This is a genomic window from Ottowia sp. (assembly GCF_047601385.1).
Lineage (GTDB): Bacteria > Pseudomonadota > Gammaproteobacteria > Burkholderiales > Burkholderiaceae_C > Ottowia.
Window position 1 is genome coordinate 2,663,390 of sequence record NZ_JASGJP010000001.1, and the last position, 22,690, is coordinate 2,686,079.

Annotated in this window: 21 protein-coding genes and 1 pseudogene; 13 read left to right on the top strand and 9 right to left on the bottom strand. The window is 71.3% G+C overall.

The window, feature by feature from the left end; all coding sequences use genetic code 11:
* Positions 1 to 610 precede the first annotated feature (610 nt).
* On the bottom strand, positions 611 to 2,545 hold the full coding sequence (htpG, locus tag QM772_RS13015; protein WP_415137122.1) for a molecular chaperone HtpG: 1,935 nt from the start codon (positions 2,543 to 2,545) through the stop codon (positions 611 to 613).
* Positions 2,546 to 2,643: 98 nt separating this feature from the next.
* A complete protein-coding gene (locus QM772_RS13020; RefSeq protein ID WP_415137124.1) occupies positions 2,644 to 3,462 on the bottom strand; it encodes a pseudouridine synthase in 819 nt (272 codons plus the stop codon).
* A 286-nt stretch (positions 3,463 to 3,748) separates the two neighbouring features.
* On the opposite strand from QM772_RS13020, the gene QM772_RS13025 reads away from it, so the two are divergent.
* Both QM772_RS13025 and QM772_RS13030 read left to right on the top strand, forming a co-directional pair.
* On the top strand, positions 3,749 to 4,738 hold the full coding sequence (locus QM772_RS13025) for a tripartite tricarboxylate transporter substrate-binding protein (protein ID WP_415137126.1): 990 nt from the start codon (positions 3,749 to 3,751) through the stop codon (positions 4,736 to 4,738).
* A 55-nt stretch (positions 4,739 to 4,793) separates the two neighbouring features.
* On the top strand, positions 4,794 to 5,159 hold the full coding sequence (locus QM772_RS13030; protein WP_415137128.1) for a hypothetical protein: 366 nt from the start codon (positions 4,794 to 4,796) through the stop codon (positions 5,157 to 5,159).
* Here QM772_RS13030 and QM772_RS13035 read toward each other — a convergent pair.
* Positions 5,156 to 5,461, bottom strand: coding sequence for a DUF1840 domain-containing protein (locus QM772_RS13035; protein WP_415137130.1), 306 nt, complete (start codon positions 5,459 to 5,461; stop codon positions 5,156 to 5,158). The genes QM772_RS13030 and QM772_RS13035 overlap by 4 nt on opposite strands.
* A 105-nt stretch (positions 5,462 to 5,566) precedes the next feature.
* The gene (locus QM772_RS13040; RefSeq protein WP_415137132.1) at positions 5,567 to 6,199 is read right to left on the bottom strand and encodes a LysE family translocator; all 633 of its coding nucleotides are present in this window, start codon (positions 6,197 to 6,199) and stop codon (positions 5,567 to 5,569) included.
* Between the two features lie 61 nt (positions 6,200 to 6,260).
* On the opposite strand from QM772_RS13040, the gene QM772_RS13045 reads away from it, so the two are divergent.
* A complete protein-coding gene (locus QM772_RS13045; protein ID WP_415137134.1) occupies positions 6,261 to 7,244 on the top strand; it encodes a helix-turn-helix transcriptional regulator in 984 nt (327 codons plus the stop codon).
* Positions 7,245 to 7,254: 10 nt separating this feature from the next.
* Positions 7,255 to 8,331, top strand: coding sequence for an acyltransferase family protein (locus tag QM772_RS13050; RefSeq protein ID WP_415137136.1), 1,077 nt, complete (start codon positions 7,255 to 7,257; stop codon positions 8,329 to 8,331).
* Positions 8,332 to 8,337: 6 nt separating this feature from the next.
* Here QM772_RS13050 and QM772_RS13055 read toward each other — a convergent pair whose 3' ends face one another.
* Positions 8,338 to 9,801: a PLP-dependent aminotransferase family protein gene (locus QM772_RS13055; protein WP_415137138.1), complete on the bottom strand. Its 1,464-nt coding sequence runs from the start codon at positions 9,799 to 9,801 to the stop codon at positions 8,338 to 8,340.
* A 113-nt stretch (positions 9,802 to 9,914) separates the two neighbouring features.
* On the opposite strand from QM772_RS13055, the gene QM772_RS13060 reads away from it, so the two are divergent.
* The 7 genes and pseudogenes from QM772_RS13060 to QM772_RS13090 form a co-directional block, all read left to right on the top strand.
* On the top strand, positions 9,915 to 10,586 hold the full coding sequence (locus QM772_RS13060; protein WP_415137140.1) for a LysE family translocator: 672 nt from the start codon (positions 9,915 to 9,917) through the stop codon (positions 10,584 to 10,586).
* Entirely contained in the window at positions 10,583 to 11,536 is a 954-nt protein-coding gene (locus QM772_RS13065) for a DMT family transporter (RefSeq protein WP_415137142.1), read from the top strand. Before QM772_RS13060 ends, QM772_RS13065 begins: the two co-directional genes overlap by 4 nt.
* Positions 11,536 to 12,759: a PLP-dependent aminotransferase family protein gene (locus QM772_RS13070; protein ID WP_415137144.1), complete on the top strand. Its 1,224-nt coding sequence runs from the start codon at positions 11,536 to 11,538 to the stop codon at positions 12,757 to 12,759. The genes QM772_RS13065 and QM772_RS13070 overlap by 1 nt, the downstream gene beginning before the upstream one ends.
* 73 nt (positions 12,760 to 12,832) lie before the next feature.
* The gene (locus tag QM772_RS13075) at positions 12,833 to 13,471 is read left to right on the top strand and encodes a glutathione S-transferase family protein (protein WP_415137146.1); all 639 of its coding nucleotides are present in this window, start codon (positions 12,833 to 12,835) and stop codon (positions 13,469 to 13,471) included.
* Between the two features lie 36 nt (positions 13,472 to 13,507).
* A complete protein-coding gene (locus QM772_RS13080) occupies positions 13,508 to 14,422 on the top strand; it encodes a PhzF family phenazine biosynthesis protein (RefSeq protein WP_415137148.1) in 915 nt (304 codons plus the stop codon).
* Positions 14,419 to 15,144, top strand: a complete 726-nt coding sequence (locus QM772_RS13085; protein WP_415137150.1) for a VOC family protein — start codon at positions 14,419 to 14,421, stop codon at positions 15,142 to 15,144. Before QM772_RS13080 ends, QM772_RS13085 begins: the two co-directional genes overlap by 4 nt.
* Before the next feature lie 20 nt (positions 15,145 to 15,164).
* A pseudogene (locus QM772_RS13090) lies at positions 15,165 to 15,518 on the top strand (pyridoxal-phosphate dependent enzyme); the annotation flags it as partial.
* Positions 15,519 to 15,845: 327 nt separating this feature from the next.
* Here the strand turns inward: QM772_RS13090 and QM772_RS13095 are convergent.
* Positions 15,846 to 17,738: an ATP-binding protein gene (locus QM772_RS13095; RefSeq protein ID WP_415137152.1), complete on the bottom strand. Its 1,893-nt coding sequence runs from the start codon at positions 17,736 to 17,738 to the stop codon at positions 15,846 to 15,848.
* Between QM772_RS13095 and QM772_RS13100 the strand changes: the two genes are divergently transcribed.
* Both QM772_RS13100 and QM772_RS13105 read left to right on the top strand, forming a co-directional pair.
* Positions 17,737 to 18,414 carry a histidine phosphatase family protein gene (locus QM772_RS13100; protein ID WP_415137154.1) on the top strand — a complete coding sequence of 226 codons (678 nt, stop codon included), beginning with the start codon at positions 17,737 to 17,739 and terminating at the stop codon, positions 18,412 to 18,414. The two genes, QM772_RS13095 and QM772_RS13100, sit on opposite strands and share 2 nt — an antisense overlap.
* A gap of 147 nt (positions 18,415 to 18,561) precedes the next feature.
* The gene (locus QM772_RS13105) at positions 18,562 to 19,773 is read left to right on the top strand and encodes an IS4 family transposase (RefSeq protein ID WP_415134482.1); all 1,212 of its coding nucleotides are present in this window, start codon (positions 18,562 to 18,564) and stop codon (positions 19,771 to 19,773) included.
* A 340-nt stretch (positions 19,774 to 20,113) separates the two neighbouring features.
* Here the strand turns inward: QM772_RS13105 and QM772_RS13110 are convergent, their stop codons facing one another.
* From QM772_RS13110 to QM772_RS13120, 3 genes are all read right to left on the bottom strand, one after another.
* Positions 20,114 to 21,094, bottom strand: a complete 981-nt coding sequence (locus QM772_RS13110) for an IS5 family transposase (RefSeq protein ID WP_415133009.1) — start codon at positions 21,092 to 21,094, stop codon at positions 20,114 to 20,116.
* A 68-nt stretch (positions 21,095 to 21,162) separates the two neighbouring features.
* Complete coding sequence (locus tag QM772_RS13115) at positions 21,163 to 22,032, bottom strand: creatininase family protein (RefSeq protein ID WP_415137156.1); 870 nt, start codon at positions 22,030 to 22,032, stop codon at positions 21,163 to 21,165.
* Positions 22,033 to 22,053: 21 nt separating this feature from the next.
* Positions 22,054 to 22,686: a hypothetical protein gene (locus QM772_RS13120; protein WP_415137158.1), complete on the bottom strand. Its 633-nt coding sequence runs from the start codon at positions 22,684 to 22,686 to the stop codon at positions 22,054 to 22,056.
* Between the last annotated feature and the right edge of the window lie 4 nt (positions 22,687 to 22,690).

Here is a 22,690-nt window from a genome sequence, read left to right on the forward strand (position 1 = left end):
TTACCGCGTCGCAACTTAAGCCTTGCGTTTGCGCGCATGCAGCAAGGGGCACCGAGGCAGCGTCCTGAGCCATGCTGCGGCGATGCGCAGCCGCAAGCGCGAACGCAGTGTGAAGTTCGTGCCCTCGCGCCATTCGATGGCCTGCCATTGGGCCGGCCCCAGCTCGAAGGCCGCTTCCTGGATCGGCAGAGGCTGCTCGTGTCTTGCATCACCCAGCCGAAGCCGGCACGTTGCCGCGACCTTTGTAAGGCTGCGGCGGCAACGGCGCGTGCCCTGGTGGCCACACCGTCACCTGGCCCGTCACGCCCGCGATGGAGGGGCCGGCCCAGCTCGATCAAGCCCTCGCGAAACGCCGTGTCCGCGCCATAGCCGGCGTCCGTCAGCACGCAGGGCCGGGGCGCGCCTTTCGCCGGTGCCTGAGCTGCGCCAGCGCTATCTGCCCCTTGGTGGCGAATTGCACATCGCGCGGGACGCCGGCTTTCTGATGCCGCATCATCTCCTCGTCTGACCACGGCGAGCCGACCACGGAGTGCGCAGCGACTGGTGGCGCGAGCGCGTGACCTGGGGGCCAGATGAGCGGTCATCGCCTCCATCAGCCCGGGCGCCGCGTTCACACCAGCAGCGCATTCACGCGTCGCACGTAACCCGCCGGGTCTTCGGGCAGGCCGCCTTCGGCCAGCAGGGCCTGGTCGTACAGGATGTGGGCCAGATCGTCGAAGCGGGGGCTGTCCGCCAGCTTCCTGACCAGCGCGTGCTCGGGGTTGATTTCCAGCACCGGCCGCGTGTCGGGCACGGGCTGGCCGGCCTGTTTGAGCAGGCGCGCCAGCTGCGTGCTCATGCCGCCGTCCTTGACGACCAGGCAGGCAGGCGAATCGACCAGGCGGGTGGTGACGCGCACGTCCTCGACCTGGTCCCTCAGTGCGGCCCTCAGCCTGTCCAGCAGCGGCTTGACGTGCTCGGCCGCTTCCTCGGCGGCCTTCTTCTCGGCCTCGTCCTGCAGGTCGCCCAGATCCACCGCGCCCTTGGCCACGCTTTGCAGCGGCGTGCCGTCGAACTCGCGCAGGTGGGACAGCGCCCATTCGTCCACGCGGTCGGTCATCAGCAGCACCTCGATGTCCTTCTTGCGGAAGATCTCGATCTGCGGGCTGTTGCGGGCGGCGGCCAGGGTGTCGGCGGTGATGTAGTAGATGGCCTTCTGGCCTTCCTTCATGCGCGCCTTGTAGTCGGCCAGCGAGACGGTGGGCGTGTCGGTGGTGGTGCTGGCGTAGCGCAGCAGCTTGGCGATGCGCTCGCGGTTCGCGTGGTCTTCGCCCAGGCCCTCCTTCAGCACGGCGCCGAATTCGCGCCAGAAGGCGGCGTACTTGTCCCGCGGGGCCGCGGCCTTGTCGTCGCCACCCTCGGCCGGCGGGGCTTCGGCGGGCTCGGCCTTGGCCAGGTCTTCCAGCAGGCCGAGGACGCGGCGCGTGTTGCCTTCGCGGATGGCCTTCACGTCGCGGCTTTCCTGGAGCAGCTCGCGGCTGACGTTCAGCGGCAGGTCGGCCGAATCGACCACGCCCTTGACGAAGCGCAGGTAGCGCGGCAGCAACTGCTCGGCGTCGTCCATGATGAAGACGCGGCGCACGTACAGCTTGACGCCCGCCTTGCGCTCGCGCTCCCACAGGTCCATCGGCGCGTGGCTGGGGATGTAGAGCAGCTGCGTGTATTCGGTGCTGCCCTCGACGCGGTTGTGCGTCCAGGCCAGGGGCGGCTGCCAGTCGTGCGCGGTCTGCTCGTAGAACTGCACGTACTGCTCGTCGGTGATGTCCTTCCTGGGCCGCGCCCACAGGGCGGTGGCCTGGTTGACGGTTTCCCACTCGCCCGTCTTGACCATGCGGCCGGGCTGACCTTCTTCCTGGCCGTCTTCCCACTGCTCGCCTTCCATCTTGATGGGCAGGGCGATGTGGTCGGAGTATTTGCCGATCAGCTCGCGGATGCGCCAGCCGTCGGCGAAGTCCAGCGCGTCCTCGCGCAGGTGCAGGATCACGCTGGTGCCGCGCTCCGCGCGCGTGATGGCCTCGACCTCGAAGTCGCCTGCGCCGGTGCTGACCCAGCGCACGCCGGCTTCAGGCGGCAGGCCGGCGCGGCGCGACTCGACGGTGATGCGGTCGGCCACGATGAAGCCGGAGTAGAAGCCGACGCCGAACTGGCCGATGAGTTGCGCGTCCGCCTTCTGGTCGCCCGAGAGCTTGCCCATGAATTCGCGCGTGCCGCTCTTGGCGATGGTGCCCAGGTGCGCCACCGCCTCGGCCTCGCTCATGCCGATGCCGGTGTCGGTCACCGTCAGGGTGCGGGCGTCCTTGTCGATGGCGATGCGGATCTCCAGCGCGGGCTGCTCGCCGTAGAGCGAGGGGTCGGCCAGCGCCTCGAAGCGCAGCTTGTCGCAGGCGTCGGAGGCGTTGGAGACCAGCTCGCGCAGGAAGATCTCCTTGTTGGAATACAGCGAATGCGTGACCAGGTGCAGCAGCTGCGCGACCTCGGCCTGAAAGGCGTGTTTCTGGGTGCTCATGGTGTGGTTCGGTTCAGCGGAGATGGATGTGGGGTGGGGTCGCGCGCCGCCACCCGATGCGCCCAGATGCGGGCGGTGGGGGCCGATTCAAGAGGCGGTCAGAACGCCTCGCCCGGGCCCAGGTAGCGCCACTGCCCCACCGGCAGCTGCCCCAGCGCGACGCGGCCGATGCGGATGCGCTTGAGGCCCGTCACCTTCAGCCCCACCAGCTCGCACATGCGGCGGATCTGGCGCTTCTTGCCCTCGCGCAGCACGAAGCGCAACTGCTCGGGGTTCTGCCAGTCCACCTGCGCGGGCTTCAGCGGCTGGCCGTCCAGCGCCAGGCCGTGGCGCAGGCGCGCCAGGCCGGTGGCGGGAAAGGCGGCCTGCACGCCGGTGGTGACGTCGCCGTAGGCCACGCGCACCAGGTATTCCTTGTCCACGTCGGAGTCCTCGCCGATCAGCCGGCGCGCCACTCGGCCGTCCTGCGTCAGCACCAGCAGGCCGACCGAGTCGATGTCCAGCCGGCCCGCCGGCGCCAGCCCCTTGAGCTGCGCCGGCGCAAAGCGCGTGGGCGCCGCGTCGCCGCGCCAGCGGCTGCGGGCGTTGATCAGCGTCACCGCCGGCTGGTGGCCGTCCTCGGCCTGGCCGCTGACGTAGCCGACCGGCTTGTGCAGCAGGATGGTGACGCGCTCGGCCTGCGCCGCGTCGGCCCGGCGGTCCACGGTGACCTGGTCGTGCGGCGACACTTTCTGGCCCATCGCACCGACTTGGCCGTTCACCCGCACCCAGCCGCGCTCGATCCATTCGTCCGCCTCGCGGCGCGAGCACAGGCCCAGGTCGGCCAGGCGTTTGTTCAGCCGCACGGCGTCGGCGGCGGGCGCGGCGGCATCGGCGGCGGGCCGGGGGGCGCGGTGGAAGCGCGGGGGCTCGGACATTCGTGTGCTACTTGTTTGATAGCTGCTGGCGCTTGTCCATCAAGCGCTGGAGGCCGATTTTACTTATAAAGACCGGGCAGGCACGTCGACCAGCCGCAGGCCGCCGTATTCGATCTCGATCAGGCGCTGCGCGGCCTGATGCGACCGAGGAAAACGGTTTGTTGACCTGCGTCAGACATCCGGCCGCGTCTCGGTAGACGCCCGGATGGCCGACGGTGCTGGCGCCCTGTAGCATGCAATGTTCCGTCGAAAAACCCCTCATCTGTTTCACAGGAGACTCACCAGGATGTACACGCTTTCCCAACTGACCGCCGCTGCCGTGGCCGCCGCCGCGCTGCTGGCCGCGGGCGCCCAGGCCCAGACCTTCCCGGCGGGCAAGCCCGTCACCCTCATCGTGCCGTTCACCGCCGGCGGCCCGACCGACAAGGTGGCGCGCGACCTGGCCGAGGCGCTGCGCAAGCCGCTGAACGGCGCGGTGGTGATCGAGAACTCCGACGGCGCCGGCAGCACCATCGGCACCGCCAAGGCATTCCGCGCCGCGCCCGACGGCTACACGCTGCTGGTCACGCACATCGGCATGGCCACCACGCCCACGCTCTACCGCAAGCTGTCCTACAAGGTGGAGGACTTCGAGTTCCTTGGCCTCATCAACGAGGTGCCGATGGCCATCATCGGCAAGCCTGGCCTGCCGGCCAACAACTTCAAGGAGCTGGAAGGCTGGATCGCCCAGAACAAGAGCGCCGTGAACCTGGGCAATGCCGGCATCGGCTCGGCCTCGCACCTGTGCGGGCTGATGTTCCAGAGCGCGCTCAAGACCGAAATGACCACCGTGCCCTACAAGGGCGCGGCGCCGGCGCTGGTCTCGCTGATGGGCGGCCAGATCGACCTCCTGTGCGACCAGACCACCAACATCACCAGCCAGGTCGAGGGCAAGAAGGTCAAGGCCTATGCCGTGGCCGGTCTCAAGCGCCTGTCGGTGCCGGCCGTATACAAGGATCTGCCGACGCTGGACGAATCGGGCATGAAGGGCTTCAACGTCAGCATCTGGCACGGCCTGTATGCGCCCAAGGGCACGCCCCCGGCCGTGCTGAAGACCCTCAACGACGCGCTGAAGGTGGCCCTGAAGGACCCCGACTTCGTCAAGAAGGAAGAGGCGCTGGGCGCCATCATCGTGCACGACCAGCGCGTGGAACCCGCCGAGCACAAGAAGTTCGTGCTGTCCGAAATCGCCAAGTGGGCGCCGGTGATCAACGACGCCAAGCAGTACGCCGATTGACGGCTGATCGACGGCCCGGCGCGGCGCGGCGCCCTGGCGCGCCCGCCCCGTGGACATGAGCCCGCCGCTGCGCGTCGTCGATTCCATCACCGAGCTGGGCGGCCAGGACGCCGGCTGCATCGCCGTCAGCGGCTCGCACGGCGGCATCAGCTCGGCGCGGTACGCGCTGGCGGCGCGCCCGCTGATCGCCGTGTTCAACGACGCCGGCGTCGGCAAGGACGCCGCCGGCCTGGCGGCGCTGCCCTTTCTGCAAGGCCACGGCATCGCCGCCTGCACCGTGGCCCATGACAGCGCGCGCATCGGCGAGGCGCGCAGCACGCTGCATGACGGCATCGTCAGCCACTGCAATGAACTGGCCCGGGCGCTGGGCGTGGCGCCGGGGCAGGCGTGCCGCGCGGTGGTCGAGCGCCTGCGCGGCTAGACGCCCCAGACCACGTCCTTGCCGGCGGCGGCGCTGCGCTCCAGCAGGTCGATGAAGGGCGCGGCCCGGCGCTCCAGCGAGACGCCGTCGTCGGCTTTCTCGTCGTCGCCATCATCGGCCTTGGGCACCTGCCTGCTGGCCGCGATCGCCTGGCGCAGCGCGCCCACGGCGCCAGGGATCTGGTCCACCGTCACGATGCCTTGCGCGCCGGGCGACTTGCCGATGATCTTCAGCAGGGTCTCCGCGTCGGGCTGCAGCATGATGACTTCGGCGGCCGCCTGGGACTTGAACTTGTAGAGCATGAGCGCCTCCTGGAACGGGGATCGCCGGCCCGCTGGCCGGTGCGCGCCATTGTGCCGCGCGCCGCCAGGGCCGGCTGTAGGACGGCGGCGCCGGACGCATGGGCTTCAGCCGCGCCAGGCCGAGGCCGCGCTCCACGCCGCGCCGCCCGTCAGCAGCAGGCCGATGGCCCGCGCCAGGATGACCTGCGAGCGCCCCGCGCCGGCCAGCCAGCCGCGCGCACGGCTCGCCGCCAGCGCGACCGCGCCGTACACCACCGTCTGCACCGCCGCCGTCATGGCGCCCAGCACGGCGGCCTGCACGGCGATGGGGCCGTACTCCGGCCGCACGAACTGCGGGAACACGGCCAGCATGAACAGGTAGGCCTTCGGGTTCATCAGGCACACGGCGATGCCGCGCACGAACGCGTCGGCCGGCGAGGTGGCGCGCGCGGGCGCGCCCAGCGCCAGCGGCGAGGCGCTCTGCATCAGCGACCAGCCGATCCAGGCCAGGTAGATGGCGCCGGCCAGCAGCATCGCGTTGAACAGGCCCGGCGCCGCGTGCAGCACGGCGCCCACGCCCGCGAAGGCCAGCAGCGTGTGGCACACCCCGCCGGCCACGATGCCGGCCACGGCCGCCAGCCCGCGCCGCAGGCCGCCCGACAGCGCGTTGCCCAGCACGTAGGCCATGTCCATGCCCGGCAGCACGATGATGCCGATCAGGAACACGAGGTAGAGCCAAAGGTGGGCGGTGTGCGTCATGCATCGGACTGTGCGCCACGAAACACGACAATACCTGTCTTGTTTTATCTGGGGCGCCGCCGTGAAAGCCAGCCGACTCATGGCCATCCTGATGCTGCTGCAGTCGCAGGGCCGCGCCACCGCGCCGGCGCTGGCCGAGCGGCTGGAAGTGTCGGTGCGCACCATCCTGCGCGACATGGACGAGCTGTCGGCCGCCGGCGTGCCGGTCTACGCCGACCGGGGCCGCGCCGGCGGCTGGCGGCTGATGGAAGGCTGGAAGACCGACCTCACCGGCTTCACCGAGGCCGAGGCGCGCGCCGTGGCGCTGGCCGGCGTGCCGAGCGCGGCCCTGCAGCTGGGCCTGGGCGGCACCACGGCGGTGGCCTGGGGCAAGCTGGTGGCGGCGCTGGCGCCCTCGGCACGCATCGGGGCAGGGCAGGTGGCCGAGCGCCTGCACGTCGATCCGGTCGATTGGTACCGCGCGGCCGAGACGCCCCGGTGCCTGCCCGAACTGGCCGACGCCGTTTGGCGCGCACGCCGGGTAACGGGCTGCTACCAGAGCTGGACGCGCCGCGAGCGCAAGACGCTGGAGCCCCTGGGCCTGGTGCTGAAGGCCGGCGCGTGGTATCTGGCGGCGCGGCGCGCCGGGCAGACCGAGGTGCGCACCTACCGCGCGGCCAACTTCGAGGAATTGCGCGTGCACGAAGGCGAGGGCTTCAGGCGTCCCCGGCGCTTCGATTTGGCGGCGCACTGGCGCGTGGAGACCGCGCGCTTCGAGGCCGAGCGCCAGTCGCTGCGTGCGCGAGTGCGCCTGACGGAGCGCGCACGCGAATGGCTGCGCAACGCGCGCACGCCGTTCGAGCCGGCGAATGATTGCGCGGATGCGGCGCCGGGCTGGCGCGAGGGCTGGCTGGCCATCGAATCCATCGACCACGGCGTGCGCGCCCTGCTGGCCCTGGGCGGCGAGGCCGAGGTGCTCGGCCCGCCCGCGCTGCGCCGGGCCATGCGCGAGCAGGTCGTGGCGCTGGCTCGGATGTACGCGGCGGGCGCGCCGGGGCGGGGATAATCCGGCGCCCATGCCTGTCCAACGCCCTCCCGCCAGCGCCGAGCACCGGCTGGTGTTCCTGGACTACCTGCGCATCTTCGCGTTCGGCAGCGTGCTGGCGGGGCACAAGTTCTGGGAGCCGCTGTGGGCCGCCGTCTCCTCGCCGGATTCGCCCTGGCACTGGCCGGCATGGCTGCTGTGGCCGTGGGTGCGCTTCGGCGGCGTGGGCGTGCTGGTGTTCTTTCTGGTGTCGGGCTACATCATCACCCACGTGCTGCAGCGCGAGCGCACGGCGGAATTCCTGCTCAAGCGTGCCTTTCGCATCTACCCGCTCTACCTGGCCGCGGTGCTGGGCGAGGGGGCTTGGCTGGCGGCCGAGGGCCGCGCGCCGGAGCTGCCCACGCTGCTGCGGCAGATGACCTTGCTGGGCGACTGGATGGGCACGCCTTACGCGCTGGGCAGCATGGGCGTGGAATGGACGCTGCGCATCGAACTGGCGTTCTACGTGCTGATGGCCGCGCTCAAGGCGAGCGGCCTGGTCGATTGGCACGGCGGGGCCGCCCTGCCGTGGTTGTATGCGCTGCTGGCCGCGGCGCTGTGGGCCGCCGGCCCCTGGCCCACGCACACCGGCTGGGCGCTGGGCTACCTCAGCCTGTATTTCCCGTGCCTGCTGCTGGGTTCGGCGATCCAGCTGGGCGAGCGCGGCGCGGTGCGCTGGGGTGTGGTGCTGGGCCTGGGCGCTTTGGTGCTGCTGTTGCAATACGCCGGGCTGAAGCGGTGGCAGCCTGGGCTGGCCACGGTGCATTTGGCGCCCTTGGCGGTGGGCCTGTTCCTGCTGTTGTGGGCCTGCCGCCGGCGGCTGCCGGCGCCGGCCTGGGTGCTGGGGCTGTCCGAGCTGACCTACGCCGTCTACCTGTTCCACAACTGGGTGTTCGACATCGTGCGCGACGCGGCTCAGGGCTGGGGCTGGGCCGTGGGCGCGGCGCGGCTGCTGGCGCTGGTGGCCCTGCTGGCGCTGTGCGCGGCGCTGGTGCGCGGGATCGAGCAGCCGGCCATCCGGCTCGGGCGGCGCCTCGCCCGGCGCTTCGGTCCTCGACGGGCGGTGTGAGCGGCGTCAGCCGCCCAGTGCGTCGCGCGCCCGCTCGAACTCACGCCAGAACGCCGCCTCCTGCGTGCTGGCGAAGTTGATGCGCATCAGCGTGCTGGGCTGGCGCTCGGCGTGGAACAGGGCGCCGGGGGCCAGCAGGTAGCCGTGGTCGAGCAGGCGCAGGGCAAGCTGCTCGGTGTCCACGCCGGTGTCCACCCAGCCGAACAGCCCGGCCGGCTCCGAGGCCAGGCGGCAGCCGGCCTGCAGCGCCAGCTTCACGCTGCGGCTGCGCGCGGCATCCAGCCGGTCGCGCACGCGCTCGGCGTGGCGGCGCAATTGGCCCTGCTCGATGCAGTGGGCCAGGGCCCGCTCCAGCAGGCTGGGCGTGGTCAGGGTGGAGAGCAGCTTGGTGTCCAAGAGCGGCTCCAGCAGCGCCGGCGGCGCGGCCAGGAAGCCGATGCGCCAGTTGGGCGCCAGGATCTTGGCGAAGCCGCCGACGTAGATGGTGCGCGCCAGGCCGTCGAGCTGCGCCACCCGCGTGGCGTGCGGCGGCGCCAGGTGGCCGTAGCTGTCGTCCTCGGCAATCCAGAAGCCGTGCTGCTGCGCCAGTTGCAGCAGCCGGTGCGCGCTGGCCGGCGTCAGGCTGGCGCCGGTGGGGTTGTGCAGCACGCTCACGCTGACGAACAGGCGTGGCGCCTGCGGCGTGCCGGCGTGGGCCTCGCAGTAGCGCGCCATCACGGCCAGGTCGGGGCCGTCGGCGCGGCGCGGCACGGGCAGCATGCGCATGCCCAGGGCCGCCAGGCGGGCGAACTCCACCGCCCAGCCGGGTTCCTCCACCATCACCGTGTCGCCGGCCTTCAGCAGCGTGCGGCTGACGATGTCCAGCGCCTGCGTGGCGCCCACGGTGGTGATGATCTGCTCCGGCCCGGCGCCGATGCCCATGTCCTGCAGGCGCGCGGCCAGCACGCGGCGCAGGTGAGCGTCGCCGATCGGCTCGCCGTAGCGCACGGCGGTCTCGCGCAGCTGCGTGGCGCCCGAGACCTTGCGCAGCGAGGCGGCGATGGGGTCGGTGGCGATCCACTCCGGCGGCAGCACACCCATGCCCGGCTGCGGCTTGCCGCTGATGGGCTGGAACATGCCGCGCATCAGCGTGGCGGCGCTGATCGGCGCGCCCAGCCGGCGGGCGTGCTGCGGGTCCGCCAATACTTCTGAATTTGTAGCTGCTGTCGCCCGTCCCGCCTGCGCTGAAGCCACTTTTTGCCCCTGATCTCGGACGAAGAAGCCGCGGTTGCGCCGTGCCTCCACCAGCCCCTGCGCCAGCAGCTGGTCGTAGGCCGCCACCACGGTGGAGGGGCTCACGCCGTGCTGCGCCGCGCACTGGCGCACGCTGGGCAGGCGCGAGCCGGGCGCCAGCAGCCGGTCGCGGATGCGCTCGGCGAAGCGGGCGGCCAACTGCTCGTTCAGCGACTGGGCGGCGGTGCGCAGCAGCATGGTGTGTGTGGATGGCGGCGCCGGTACAGTTCGCCAAGTGAACGGTTCAACTGTACTGGCTGTGTATTGATGACGTGGGCTAGAGTGTGGCACATGCTTTCTCCCACGTCACCATGACCGGCGCCGAATTCGCCGCCCTGCTGCTGCTCGCCACGGCCGTGAGCTTCACGCCGGGGCCCAACACCACGCTGTCCACCGCCATCGCCGCCAACCGTGGCCTGCGGCCGGCGCTGCGCTTCGTGCTGGCGGTGCCCGTGGGCTGGGCGCTGCTGCTGGTGCTGTGCGCCGCCGGCCTGGGCGCGCTGGTGCTGGCGCTGCCGGCGCTGCGCTGGGCGGTGTTGGGCCTGGGCGTGGCCTACATGCTGTGGCTGGCCGGGCGGCTGGCCGGCAGCGGCGCGCTGGCGCAGGCCGACGGTGCGCGGCTTCATGTCGGCTTCTGGCAGGGCGTGCTGCTGCAATTCGTCAACATCAAGGCGTGGATGCTGGCGCTGTCCATCGCCGGCGGCTGGATCGGCGCCGGGCCCGACTGGCCGCAGCGCCTGGCTGTCGTGCTGCCGGTGATGCTGGGCTTCGCCTTCTTCAGCAACTTCACCTACGCGCTGGTGGGCTCGGCGCTGCGCGGCTGGCTGGCGCGGGGGCGCCGGCTGCTGTGGTTCAACCGCGTGATGGCGCTGGCGCTGGTTGCCACCGCGCTGTGGATGGCCTGGGACGCGCTCGGCAGCGCGCTGGGCTGGCGCCTGCCGTGGCACGTGGGGCAGGCGGCATTGGCAGGGGCGATGTTGTGACAGCGGCATCGCTTTCCGACGAGCAGCGCCTGCGCGCCGGCTTCTGGCTCGGCGTGCTGGGCGTGACCTGCTTCGCCATCACGCTGCCGGCCACGCGCCTGGCCACGGGCAGCGCGGCCGACCCGCAGCTGTCGCCGCTGTTCGTCACCGTGGGGCGGGCGGCGCTGGCGGGGCTGCTGTCGCTGGCCTTTCTGCTCGTCACCCGCTCGCCTTGGCCGAAGCGCGAACACTGGTGGCCGCTGGGCATGGCGGTGGCCGGCAATGCCGTCGGCTACCCGCTGCTGCTGGCATGGGCGCTGCGCGGCGTGGACACGGCGCATGCCGCCGTGGTCACCGCGCTGCTGCCGCTCGCCACGGCGGTGGCGGCGGCACTGATCCTGGGCCAGCGCGCGCGGCCCGCGTTCTGGGTCTGCGCGGCGCTGGGCAGCGCGCTGGTGGTGGCGTTCGCGGGGCTGCGCGCGGGCAGCTTCGCGCTGGCGCCGGCCGACCTGCTGCTGATCGGTGCCGTCATCGCCGCGTCGGTGGGCTACGTGTATGGCGCGCAGGTCACGCCCGCGCTGGGCGCCGAGCGCGTGATCTGCTGGATCTGCGTGCTGGCGCTGCCCCTCAGCCTGCCGGCCGCGCTGTGGCTGTGGCCCGACACGGCGGCGCAGCCCGTGCGCGCGGCGAGTTGGGCCGGCTTCGTCTACGTCGGCGCGGTGTCGATGTGGTCCGGCTTCTTCGCCTGGTACCGTGGTCTGGACTGGGGCGGCGCGCTGCGCGTGAGCCAGGTGCAGCTGCTGCAACCCTTTCTGTCGATGCTGTTCGCCGTGCCGCTGCTGGGCGAGCGGCTGGACATCGTCGCTGTCGGCTTCGCGCTGGGCGTGGTGGCCACCATTTTCATGAGCCGGCGCCTGGCGCGCCCCGTCGCCGCGCCGCGCGCGGCTTCCCGTCCTATGGAGAACCCGTGATGAACGCCCCTGACCTGCCCAACGCCACGCCCTGGCGCCTGGCCGCCCGCGCCGAGGCCATGAACCCCTCGGCCATCCGCGAGATCCTGAAGATCACCGAGCGGCCCGGCATCCTCAACTTCGCCGGCGGCCTGCCCGCGCCCGAGACCTTTCCGGTGGCGGCCATGCGCGCCGCCTGCGCCGCCGTGCTGGCCGAGGGCAGCGCCGTCGCGCGCCCGTCGCTGCAATACGCCGCCAGCGAGGGCCTGCCCGAACTGCGCCAGTGGGTAGCCGATGAGATGGCCAGGCAGGGCGCGCGCGTGGCGCCCGAACAGGTGCTGATCACCACCGGCAGCCAGCAGGGCCTGGACCTGGTGGCCAAGGTGCTGATCGACGAAGGCGCGCCGGTGCTGGTCGAGACACCCACCTACCTGGGCGCGCTGCAAGCCTTCGCGCCCATGCAGCCGCGCGTGGAGAGCGTGGCCAGCGACGGCGAGGGCGTGGTGCCCGAGGCGCTGCGCGCGCAGCTGGCCGCCAGCCCTGAGCGGCCGCGCTTCATGTACCTGCTGCCCAACTTCCAGAACCCCACCGGCCGCACCATGCCCGACGCGCGGCGCGAAGCGGTGCTGGCCGTGTGCCGCGAGGCCGGCCTGCCCGTCATCGAAGACAACCCCTACGGCGAGCTGTGGTTCGACGCGCCGCCGCCCGCGCCGCTGCTGGCGCGCTGGCCCGAGGGCGTGATCTACCTCGGCTCGTTCAGCAAGATCCTGGCGCCCGGCCTGCGCCTGGGCTACGTCATCGCGCCGCCCGCGCTCTACCCCAAGCTGTTGCAGGCCAAACAGGCGGCCGACCTGCACACGCCCGGCTTCAACCAGCGCGTGGTGGCCGAGGTGCTGAAGGACGGCTTCCTGGACCGCCACGTGCCCACCATCCGCGCGCGCTACAAGTCGCAGCAGGGCGCCATGCTGGACGCGCTGGCGCGCCACATGGCCGGGCTGGAGGTCACGTGGACACAACCCGTCGGCGGCATGTTCGTGTGGGTGCGGTTGCCCGAGACGCTGGATGCCCAGGCGCTGCTGCCGCGCGCGGTGGACGCCGGCATGGCTTTCGTGCCCGGCGGGCCGTTCTACGCGCACGCACCCGATCCGCGCACGCTGCGCCTGTCGTTCGTCACCTCCACGCCCGAGCAGATCGAGCGCGGCATGGCGATGCTGGCGCAGGTGGTGCGGCAGGCGGCGCCATGAGCGTCGCCCGGCCGCTCCGAAGGCGCCCGCATCCGCACCCGCACCCGCAGTCCGCAGGACGGAGGGCCGTCCGGTGACCGACGCCGCGCCCGCCCTGCGCCTGTGGGGCCGCATCACCTCGCTCAACGTGCGCAAGGTGGTGTGGGCCTTGCAGGAGCTCGGCCTGCCGTTCGAGCGCATCGACGCCGGGCTGGCCTTCGGCGTGGTGCAGACGCCTGAGTACGCCGCGCGCAACCCCAACCGGCTGGTGCCGCTGCTTCAGGACGGCGGCTACGAGCTGTGGGAGTCGAACGTCATCGTGCGCTACCTCTGCGCCCGGTATGGCACTGATGCGCTCTACCCGCAGGACCTGGCACGGCGCTTCGACGCCGAGCGCTGGATGGACTGGCAGCAGACCACGCTCAACCCGGCGGGTAGCCCCGCTTTCTTGCAGTTCTTCCGCACGCCGCCGGCCGAGCGGCGGCAGGAGGTGATCGACGCCTCGCGCGCCGCCATGGCGCCCCGCCTGGCGCTGCTCGACGCCCACCTGGCGCAGCGCGAATGGATGGCCGGCGCGCGGTTTTCGATGGCCGACATCCCCGTGGCCTGCGACATCCACCGCTGGTGGGGCTTGCCCCAGCCCCGGCCCGATGCGCCGCACGTGCAGCGCTGGCTCGACGCTGTGCTGGCCCGCCCGGCCACGCGCGGCGTGCTCGACGTTCCGCTGGGCTGACCCCGGCCCCGTTCATCACCTTCGTCCAGTTCCGCCATGCACAACCGCTCGTTCCGGCAGATCGACGTCTTCACCGCCACCCCTTGCCTGGGCAACCCGGTCGCCGTGGTGCTGGACGGCAGCGGCCTCGACGATGCCGCCATGCAGCGTTTCGCGCGCTGGACCAACCTGTCCGAAACCACCTTCGTGCTGCCGCCCACCGATGCACAGGCCGACTACGCCCTGCGCATCTTCACGCCCGGTGGCGAGCTGCCCTTCGCCGGCCACCCCACGCTGGGTTCGTGCTTCGCCTGGCTGGCGGCGGGCGGCCAGCCGAAGTCGCCCGAGCACATCGTGCAGCAGTGCGCGCAGGGCCTGGTGCCGATCCGGCGCCAGCATGTGGAAGGACATGAGCGCCTGGCCTTCGCCGCGCCGCCGATGCGCGCCAGCGACCCGGCACCCGCCCTGCTGTCCGAGGTGGCCCAGGCGCTGGGCGTGACGACCGCCCAGGTTCGGCGCGCGCAGCTGCTCGACAACGGCCCGCGGTGGCTCACCCTGCTGCTGGACAGCGCCGACACCGTGCTGGCGCTGGAGCCGGACCATGCCCGGCTCGCGGCTTTAGGGAAAAAAGTGGGTGTAGCCGGCGTCCATCCAGCGCCGGCAGCTATGCCATTGATAGCGCGCTCCAGCCGCGAGGCACGCGCCTTCGGCCCCGTTCCGGCGGCGCCGCTGATTGAGGTGCGCGCCTTTGCCCCGCCCATCGGCGTGAACGAAGACCCCGTGACGGGCAGCCTGAACGCCAGTGTGGCCCAATGGCTGATCGAGGCCGGCGAACTGCCCGCCCACTATGTGGCCGCCCAGGGCACGGCCCTGGGCCGCGCCGGCCGCGTGCACGTGGCGCGCGACGCCGCCGGACAGGTGTGGGTGGGCGGCCAGTGCGTGGGCTGCATCCGTGGAGAAGTACTTCTATGACCGAGACCGAGGCGCCGCCGGCGCTCGATCACCTGGTGGTGATGGCCACCACCCTGGAAGAAGGCGCCGCCTGGTGCCAGGCCACGCTGGGCGTGGCGCCGCAGCCGGGCGGGCGGCACGCGCTGTTCGGCACGCACAACCTGCTGCTCAACATCAGCTCGGCGCGCTACCCGCGCAGCTACCTGGAGATCATCGCGCTTGACCCTGCTGCCCAGCCCGCGCCCGACGCGCGGGGCCAGCCGCGCACCCGCTGGTTCGACATGGACGACCCGGCCCTGCGCGCGCGCGTGCGCACGCAGGGCCCGCAGCTCACCCACTGGGTGGCGCGCGTGCCCGACCTGGACGCCGCCGTCACCGCCCTGGCCACGCGCGGGCTCGACCGCGGCGACGTGCTGGCCGCCAGCCGCGCCACGCCGCAAGGCGAGCTGCGCTGGAAGATCGCCGTGCGCCCCGACGGCCAGCGCCTGTTCGACGGCCTGCTGCCCACGCTGATCGAATGGAGCGGGCACCGCCACCCCACCGACGACCTGCCCGACAGCGGCGTGGCCATGCGGCAGTCGGTGATGACCCACCCGCGCGCCGCCCAGCTGCTGGACGCCTGCGCCGCCATCGGCCTGGCGCGCGCCAGCGGCCACACCGGCGCCGTCCCCGGTTCGCGCATGCGCTTCGACACGCCGCGCGGCGCGGTCACGATCGACACCGACCTGCGGCTGTTCCGGTGAGCACGGCCGGGGAACCCGACGTGCCTCTGTACCAACTGCCCACGCTCGCCGGGATCGAAGCCGCCGCCGAGGTCGTTCACCGCGAATTCCCGCCCACGCCGCAGTACCGCTGGGCGCTGCTGTCCGAGCGGCTGGGCGCCGACTGCTGGGTCAAGCACGAGAACCACACGCCCGTGGGCGCGTTCAAGCTGCGCGGCGGCCTGACCTTCTTCGACGCGCTGGCGCGGCGCGGCGAGCTGCCGGCCGAGGTGGTCAGCGCCACGCGCGGCAACCACGGCCAGAGCATCGGCTGGGCCGCGCGCGCCCACGGCGTGCGCTGCACCATCGTCGTGCCGCGTGGCAACTCGGTGGAGAAGAACGCCATGCGCGCCCTCTACGCCGACACCCACAACCTGGCCGAAGGCGCGGGCGCCGCCGCCGTCGCCGCCGCCTGGCAGGCGCGCGCCGCGCTGCGCGGCCGGCGCGTCGGCGTGGTGCTGACGGGGCCAACGTGGATGCCGGCGTGTTCGCGGGCGTGCTCGGGAAGCCGTAGCCGCCGCCGGCCACGCCATGCGCCGCACTCCCTGCCGTCGTCCCCGCGCAGGCGGGGATCCAGGGGCTTCGGCAGAGGTCGGCACTGGATCCCCACTTGCGCGGGGATGACGGTAAGCTTCAAAAATAATAGCTGCTGGCGCACGTCCAGCAAGCGCTGGAGCCCGATTTCATTCAGATCGCGTGGCGTTCCGTGCGATCAGCTCGCGCAGCGTCTGCAACAGCAGCTCGGGCTGCACCGGCTTGAACATCACCTCCAGCCCGCTCGCGTAGGCCGCGCGCACGCGGGCCGGGTCGGTGTCGCCGGTGACCAGGATGGTCGGCACGTTGCGCCCGGCCAGTTGGCGCAGTTCGGCGGTGGCCTCGATGCCGTTCTGCTCGTCGGCCAGCCGGAAGTCGATGATGAAGGCGTCGAAGCCGTCCGGGCTGCCCATCACGTGCTGGCGCGCCGCCGCCACCGACTGCGTGATCTCGATGCGCGCGCAGTACGGCGCCAGCCACAGGCGGATGGCCTCGCCCACCGGCGCTTCGTCGTCCAGCAGCAGCACGCGCGGCGGCGCGTGGTCGGCCGCGGGCGCGGCGGCGGGAGGCGGCGCCTCGGGCGCGGGCGTGGGCAGGGGTGCGTGGCGCGGCAGGTCCAGCCAGAACACGCTGCCGCACCCCAGCCGCGAACGCACGCCGACTTCGCCGCCCACCAGCCGCGCCAGCCGCCGGGCGATGGCCAGGCCGATGCCCAGGCCGCGCGTCACGTCGCGGTGCGGGTTGTCCACCTGGTAGAACTCGTCGAAGACCAGCTCCAGGTGGTCGACCGCGATGCCGCGCCCGGTGTCCCACACCGCCAGCCGCACCTTCGGCCCGCGCGCGCGGGCGCTGATCAGGATGCCGCGCGCCGAATACTTGATCGCGTTGTCCACGAAGTTGGCCAGCACGCGCAGCACCAGCTCGCTGTCGGTGCTCAGCACCTCGGGCCCGGTGTGGAAGCGCAGCGCGATGCCGGCCTCGCTGGCGCGCGATTCGAACAGGTGCGCCAGGCGCAGGAAGAGCTGGTCGATCGCGATCTCCGCCGGGCGCGGCACCACCGTGCCGGCGTCGATCTTGGAGATGTCGAGCATGGCGTTCAGCAGGCCGCTGACGGCGTCGGTCGCCTGCACCACGCGGTCGGCCACGGCCCGCGCCGGGTGGTCCTGCAGGTCGCGCTGCAGCGCGCGCGAGAACAGCGCCAGCGCGTGCACCGGCTGGCGCAGGTCGTGGCTGGCGGAGGCGAAGAAGCGGCTGCGCTCCTGGTTCAGGCGCTGCAACTCGATCGACTGGCGCATGAGCTGCTCCGACAGCAGCTCTTTCTCGATCTGGTCGATCAGCGCGCGCCGCAGCACCTGGTGCTGCGACAGCGCGAAGCGCGCCATCGAGGCGCCGAAGATCACCCCCACCGCGCAGGTGAACCAGCCCACCGGGCCGCCCATCCAGGCGAAGCGGGTGGCCACGCCCAGCGCCAGCGGGATCGTCACCACCGGCACCATGGCGCGCCAGGTGGAGATCACCGGCACGGCGCCCATCAGCACGCTGAACTGCCCCAGCAGCAGGATCAGAATGCGCTCGGGCGTTTCGGTGCCCGGCGGCATCAGCGCCCAGGGTCCGAACGCCCACATCGACATGTAGGCCGCCAGCGGCGCCATGAAGCGCCAGGCGCCGTCGGGCTGCTGCAGCGCGAACTCGGGGTCGGGGTACAGGCGCGCGTTCCAGCGCATGAACACCAGCCGCAGCATCAGCAGCGCCGCCGTCACGCCGCCCCAGACCAGCGGCCCCGCCTCGCGCGTGATCCAGAAGAACACGCCGGCCATGAACAGCGCCGCCGCCAGCGCGGTGAAGACGGTGGGCGGCCCCATCACGAACATGCGCCGCAGCAGGCGCGCGCGCACCAGCTTCTCGGGCGGCGCGTGGGGCGTCGGCAAGGTGCCGGGGTGCGGGGCGTTCACGTCGTGCGGGCGGGGGGAGGTGCGGGCGCCGTGCGTGCTGTCGCGCAGGTGGTCGCTCGCGCCTGCCCGCCCGCCGCACAATCGGCGCATGGGAACACTTTATCTCGTGCGCCACGGACAGGCCAGCTTCGGCGCCGACGACTACGACAACCTGAGCGATCTGGGCCGCCGCCAGAGCGTGCGCCTGGGCCAGTACCTGCGCCAGCGCTTCGGCGCTGCGCTGCGCCTGGACGCGGTGCTGACCGGCACGCTCCGGCGCCAGGTCCAGACCTGGGAGGGCATCGCCGAAGGCGCGGGGCTCGACGTGCCGCGCCTCGAATGGCCGGGGCTGAACGAGTACGACAGCCACGCCGTCATCCACGCCATCCATCCCGAGCCGCTGCCCAGGGCCGACACGCCGGAGCTGTACCGCGCGCACTTCCGCATCCTGCGCCAGGGCCTGGCGGCGTGGATGCGCGGCGACACCGCGCCCCGGGGCATGCCCAGCTACCGCGACTTCGTGCGCGGCGTGACCAGCGCGCTGGACCACGTGCGCACCCAGCATGCGGGCAACGTGCTGCTGGTCTCCAGCGGCGGGCCGATCTCCACCGCCGTCGGGCATCTGCTGGGCACCTCGCCCGATACCACCATCGAGCTGAACCTGCGCTACCGCAACTCCGCCATCACGGAGCTGGCGTTCAACCCCAAGCGGCATGCGCTGGTGAGCTACAACACGCTGCCCCATCTGGACAGCGCCGAATACGCGGACTGGGTGACCTACGCCTGAACGAGCTGGGAGGCTGCGCGGCAGAAGCCGCCGAAGCGAAACGCGCGAAAAACGAGGAGCAGGTTCTGCCGCGCAGACTCCTAGGGACAATACTGTTCATCTAAAATCAATTGCTTCACAATCCCCCCATCACCAACCCCGTGATGGATGGAGCCGATGGCAAGAGTGCGCAAGACGCTGGCAGAGAAGATAGATGTGGCGCACCTGATGAGCGTAGGCGTCCTGGCCAGCGTATGTCCCAGGGCGTTGATCGACGAAGTGTTGGCGCAAACGGAACGTGCCAGCAAGCGCGAGCGGCTGTTGCCAGCACCGGCGGTGGTGTACTACATCATGGCCATGGCGTTATGGCGAGAAGCGCCCCTGGAGGAAGTGCTGCGCGTGGTGTGCGAAGGCTTGCAATGGCTCAGTAGAGGACAAGCGCCAGCAGTACAGGCCAGTAAGGCGGCAATCTCGCAGGCGCGCAGCCGCCTGGGCGCCGAGGTCATGGAGCAACTGGCCGAACGTGTGCTCAGTCCTCTGGCAGCCCCGGGCATGCCAGGGGCGTGGTACCGCCGGTGGCGCATCATGGCGCTGGACGGCACGGCAATGGACGTGGCCGATGAGAAGACCAATGCAGCGTTCTTCGGCTATCCAGGCTCCTCACGAGGAAGCAGCGCCTTCCCGCAAGCGCGGGTGCTGGGGCTGGTGGAATGTGGCACGCATGCGGTGGTAGCCGCGGCCATGGCCCCTTGCAGCCAGGGCGAGACCACCCTGGCGCAGACCCTGTGTGTCAAGTTCAAGCCGGACATGCTGGTGCTGGCCGACCGGGGCTTCTATGGCTTTGGCTTGTGGGGCAAGGCTTGCGCCAGCGGTGCGAGCCTGGTGTGGCGCGTCAAGGCCAACCTCAAGCTCGACGTACACCGGCAACTGCCCGACGGCTCCTATCTGAGCGAGGTATTCGACAGCGCCGACAGGCAGCGCCCAGCGGGGCAAGGGCAAGTGGTGCGCGTGATCGACTACACCTTGAAGGACTCGGCCAGCCCCGTGCAGGACAGCTACCGGCTGGTGACCAACATCCTCGACCATGAACAGGCCCCAGCGCTGGATCTGGCGGCGCTGTACCACGAGCGCTGGGAGATAGAGGGGGTGTTCGACGAATTCAAGACGCATCTGAGGGGAGCCAGCACGGTGCTGCGCAGCAAGACGCCTGAGTTGGTGCGTCAGGAGCTGTGGGGGCTGCTGCTGGCGCACTTCGCGATCCGGCAGTTGATGGCCCAGGCAGCCTGCACGCAAGGGCTTGATCCGGATCGTTTGAGCTTCACCCACGCCGTGCGCGTGATCAAACGCAAGATGCCGCAAGCTGCGGCCATTCCCCCCTGAGCACCTGGCAGCCTGGCGCGATGCGCTGCTCCAGGAGATCGCACGCGGGCGTTGCGTCAGTAGCCGCGGACGTTTGAACCCGCGTGGCGTCAAGCGCAAGATGAGCAACTTCCGCATTCGGCACCGTGGCGCTGTGCTTCATCAGCTCCATTTGCCTTCGCCTGTGATGCGAATGTGAACAGTATTGCTCCTAGGGATGCTCTTCACCAATCCCATGCGAGCGTGCTGATGTGCTGAGGCGGTGGGAAATTTCATCGCTTGCGCGCCGCTGAGCCGAATGAATGCGCTGGCAGCCTGTTTTGAGCGCTTGCACACGCTCCTGGCAGGCACTTTGGGCCCTTCATCCCTGCTGCGGGCGCACCTGTCCCATCAGCACGTGGCGCACCATCCACAGATTGCTCAGCGCAAACAGCGTCTTGAGTTGAGCCGTGTTCTTGGCCAGCCCCCGATAGCGCACCTTCACATGGCCGAACTGGCGCTTGATCACCCGAAACGGGTGCTCCACCTTGGCCCGAACGCTGGCCTTGAGCTTCTCGATCCTGTGCGTGAGCGCGTCGATGGGGTTGTTGTCCACATCCAGCGCCCGGCGCTTGCCCGGGCCCAGCGCCACATGCCAGGTCACTTTCGCGTTCGCATCGGGGCGCTTGGCCACCCCCTGGTAGCCCGCATCCCCGAAGGCCACCTCTTCCTGGCCATGCAGCAGGCTGTTGCCCTCGAGCACGTCGCTGACGTTGCCGGCCGTGCCGCGCACGGTGTGCACCAGCCCCGACTCGGCATCCACCCCGATGTGTCCCTTCATGCCGAAGTAGTACTGGTTGCCCTTCTTGCTCTGGTGCATCTCGGGGTCTCGGGCGCCGTTCTTGTTCTTGGTCGAACTGGGTGCGGCAATGAGCGTGGCATCCACCACGGTGCCGGCCTTCAGGAGCAGGCCCCGGCCGCTGAGCAGGTCGTTGACGGTGGCCAGGATCTGATCGGCCAACTTGTGTTGCTCCAGAAGGCGACGAAAGCGCAGGATGCTCGAATCGCTGGGCAGTGCGTCGCCCCAGTTGCTCAGGAGCGCGAAATCGCGAAACACGGGCACGTCGTGCAGTGCTTCTTCCATGGCCGGGTCCGACAGGTTGAACCACTGCTGCAGGAAGTGGATGCGCAGCAGCACTTCGACGCCAAAGGGCTGCTGGCCGCGCCGGCCGGCTTCGGGGGCGTAGGGCTCGATCAGGCAAACCAACTCGACCCACGGGATGACGCGATTCATCTGATCCAGGAACTCGCGCTTGCGTGTGCGGCGGGTGCTGGTGCCAAGGCCAAGGCTGTCTTGCTGCATGAGGCGCATGTTCGCTCACCGGGCAGATTCAACCAAGCACGCGAGTGACTGATTCGTGAAGAGCATCCCTAGGCCTGGGCGGGCGGCGGCGCGGGCGCATCGACGCCCCTGAGCGTGGTGGACGGCAGCCGGTCGATTTCGACCAGCAGCTCGGCCAGCGCGCGGCCGGCCGCGTCGAGCAGCGCCACGCCGTCGTCCGCGTTGGCCGCCACGGCGTTGCCGACGCAGCCCGAGGGGTGCAGGTCCTGCGCCATCCAGGCCAGCTTGGCGCTCTTGCCGTTGCCGAGGATGCGGAAGTCGCGCGCGCGCGACTCGGAACTGGAGGCGAAGTTGCGCGCCTTCGACAGCCGCACCAGCCGGGGCTTGAGGGCCATCATGATCGACGTCTCCACCTGCCCGCCGTGCACGCCGAAGCGCAGCTCCTCGGGGGTGAAGCGGGCCATCACGTCCTCGCCCTCGGGCGTCTTCAGGGGCAGGTCGAACCAGTTGACGCTGTAGGCCAGCATGCCCAGGCGCGCGCGCAGGTCGCGCGCCACCACGTCCAGCAGGCCGACGTTGCCGCCGTGGGTGTTGAACAGCACCAGCTTGTTCACCCCGCTGGCGGACACGCCCTCGGCGATGTCGGTCCACAGGCGGATCACGGTGTCGGCCTTCAGGCTCAGCGTGCCCGGGTAGGCGCCGTGCTCGGGGCTGTAGCCGATGCGCTGCACCGGCAGGAACAGCACCGGCAGATCGGGCGGAAGCGCGCGCGCGCTGGCCTCCACCATGCTGTGCGCCAGGTTGGCGTCCACCGACAGCGGCAGGTGCGGCCCGTGCTGCTCGGTGGCGCCCAGCGGCAGCACGGCGATGGCGCGCGCCAGGTCGAGCGTGGAGAAGTCGGTGGTCGCCAGGTCGGACCACTGGCGCGAGCGGGGAGGCAGGATCGGACGGGCGGACATGGCACTCGATCTTACGTGAGCTTACGTTTGGGCGCGGCCCAGCCACCCGGCCAGCGCCGCCAGCGCCAGCGCGGCCAGCAGCACGTAGGCCGCCAGCACCACGCGCAGATGGCGCAGGAAGTCCTCGTCGTGTTCCACCTCCAGCGCCATCGCCACCGTGAGCGGCGCGGCGCCGTCCAGCGGCATGCGCATCACCAGCGCGCTGCCGCGCCAGTGGGTGCCGTCGGCCTGCCAGGTGACCAGCGGCCCCGGCGGCGCCAGCGCCGGCTGCGCCAGCAGCGCGGGGGGCAGGGCGGCGCGGGGCAGCTTCTCGTACAGCGGCTGGCCCAGCGGACCCTGGATGCGCACCGCCAGCGCGGGCTGCGCGCCGAAGACGTCCGCCATGCGCGCCGGCATGGCGGCCAGCGCGGCGGTGTCGTCCACGCCGGCCAGCACCTGCCGCGCCTGCGCCAGCTCGCGGTGCAGCAGCGCGCGGCCCTGCGCCTCGAAGTGCATGCGCAGCGCCAGCAGCACCACGGCGGCCAGCAGAGCCAGCAGCAGGGCGGCGATGGCGGCAAACAACAGCGCCAGACGCCGGGCCGGCATGGCCGCGCGTGCGGCGGGAGCTTGAGCGGCGGGCGGATGGGTGGGCAGGTTCATGAGGGCGTGCATCATGACC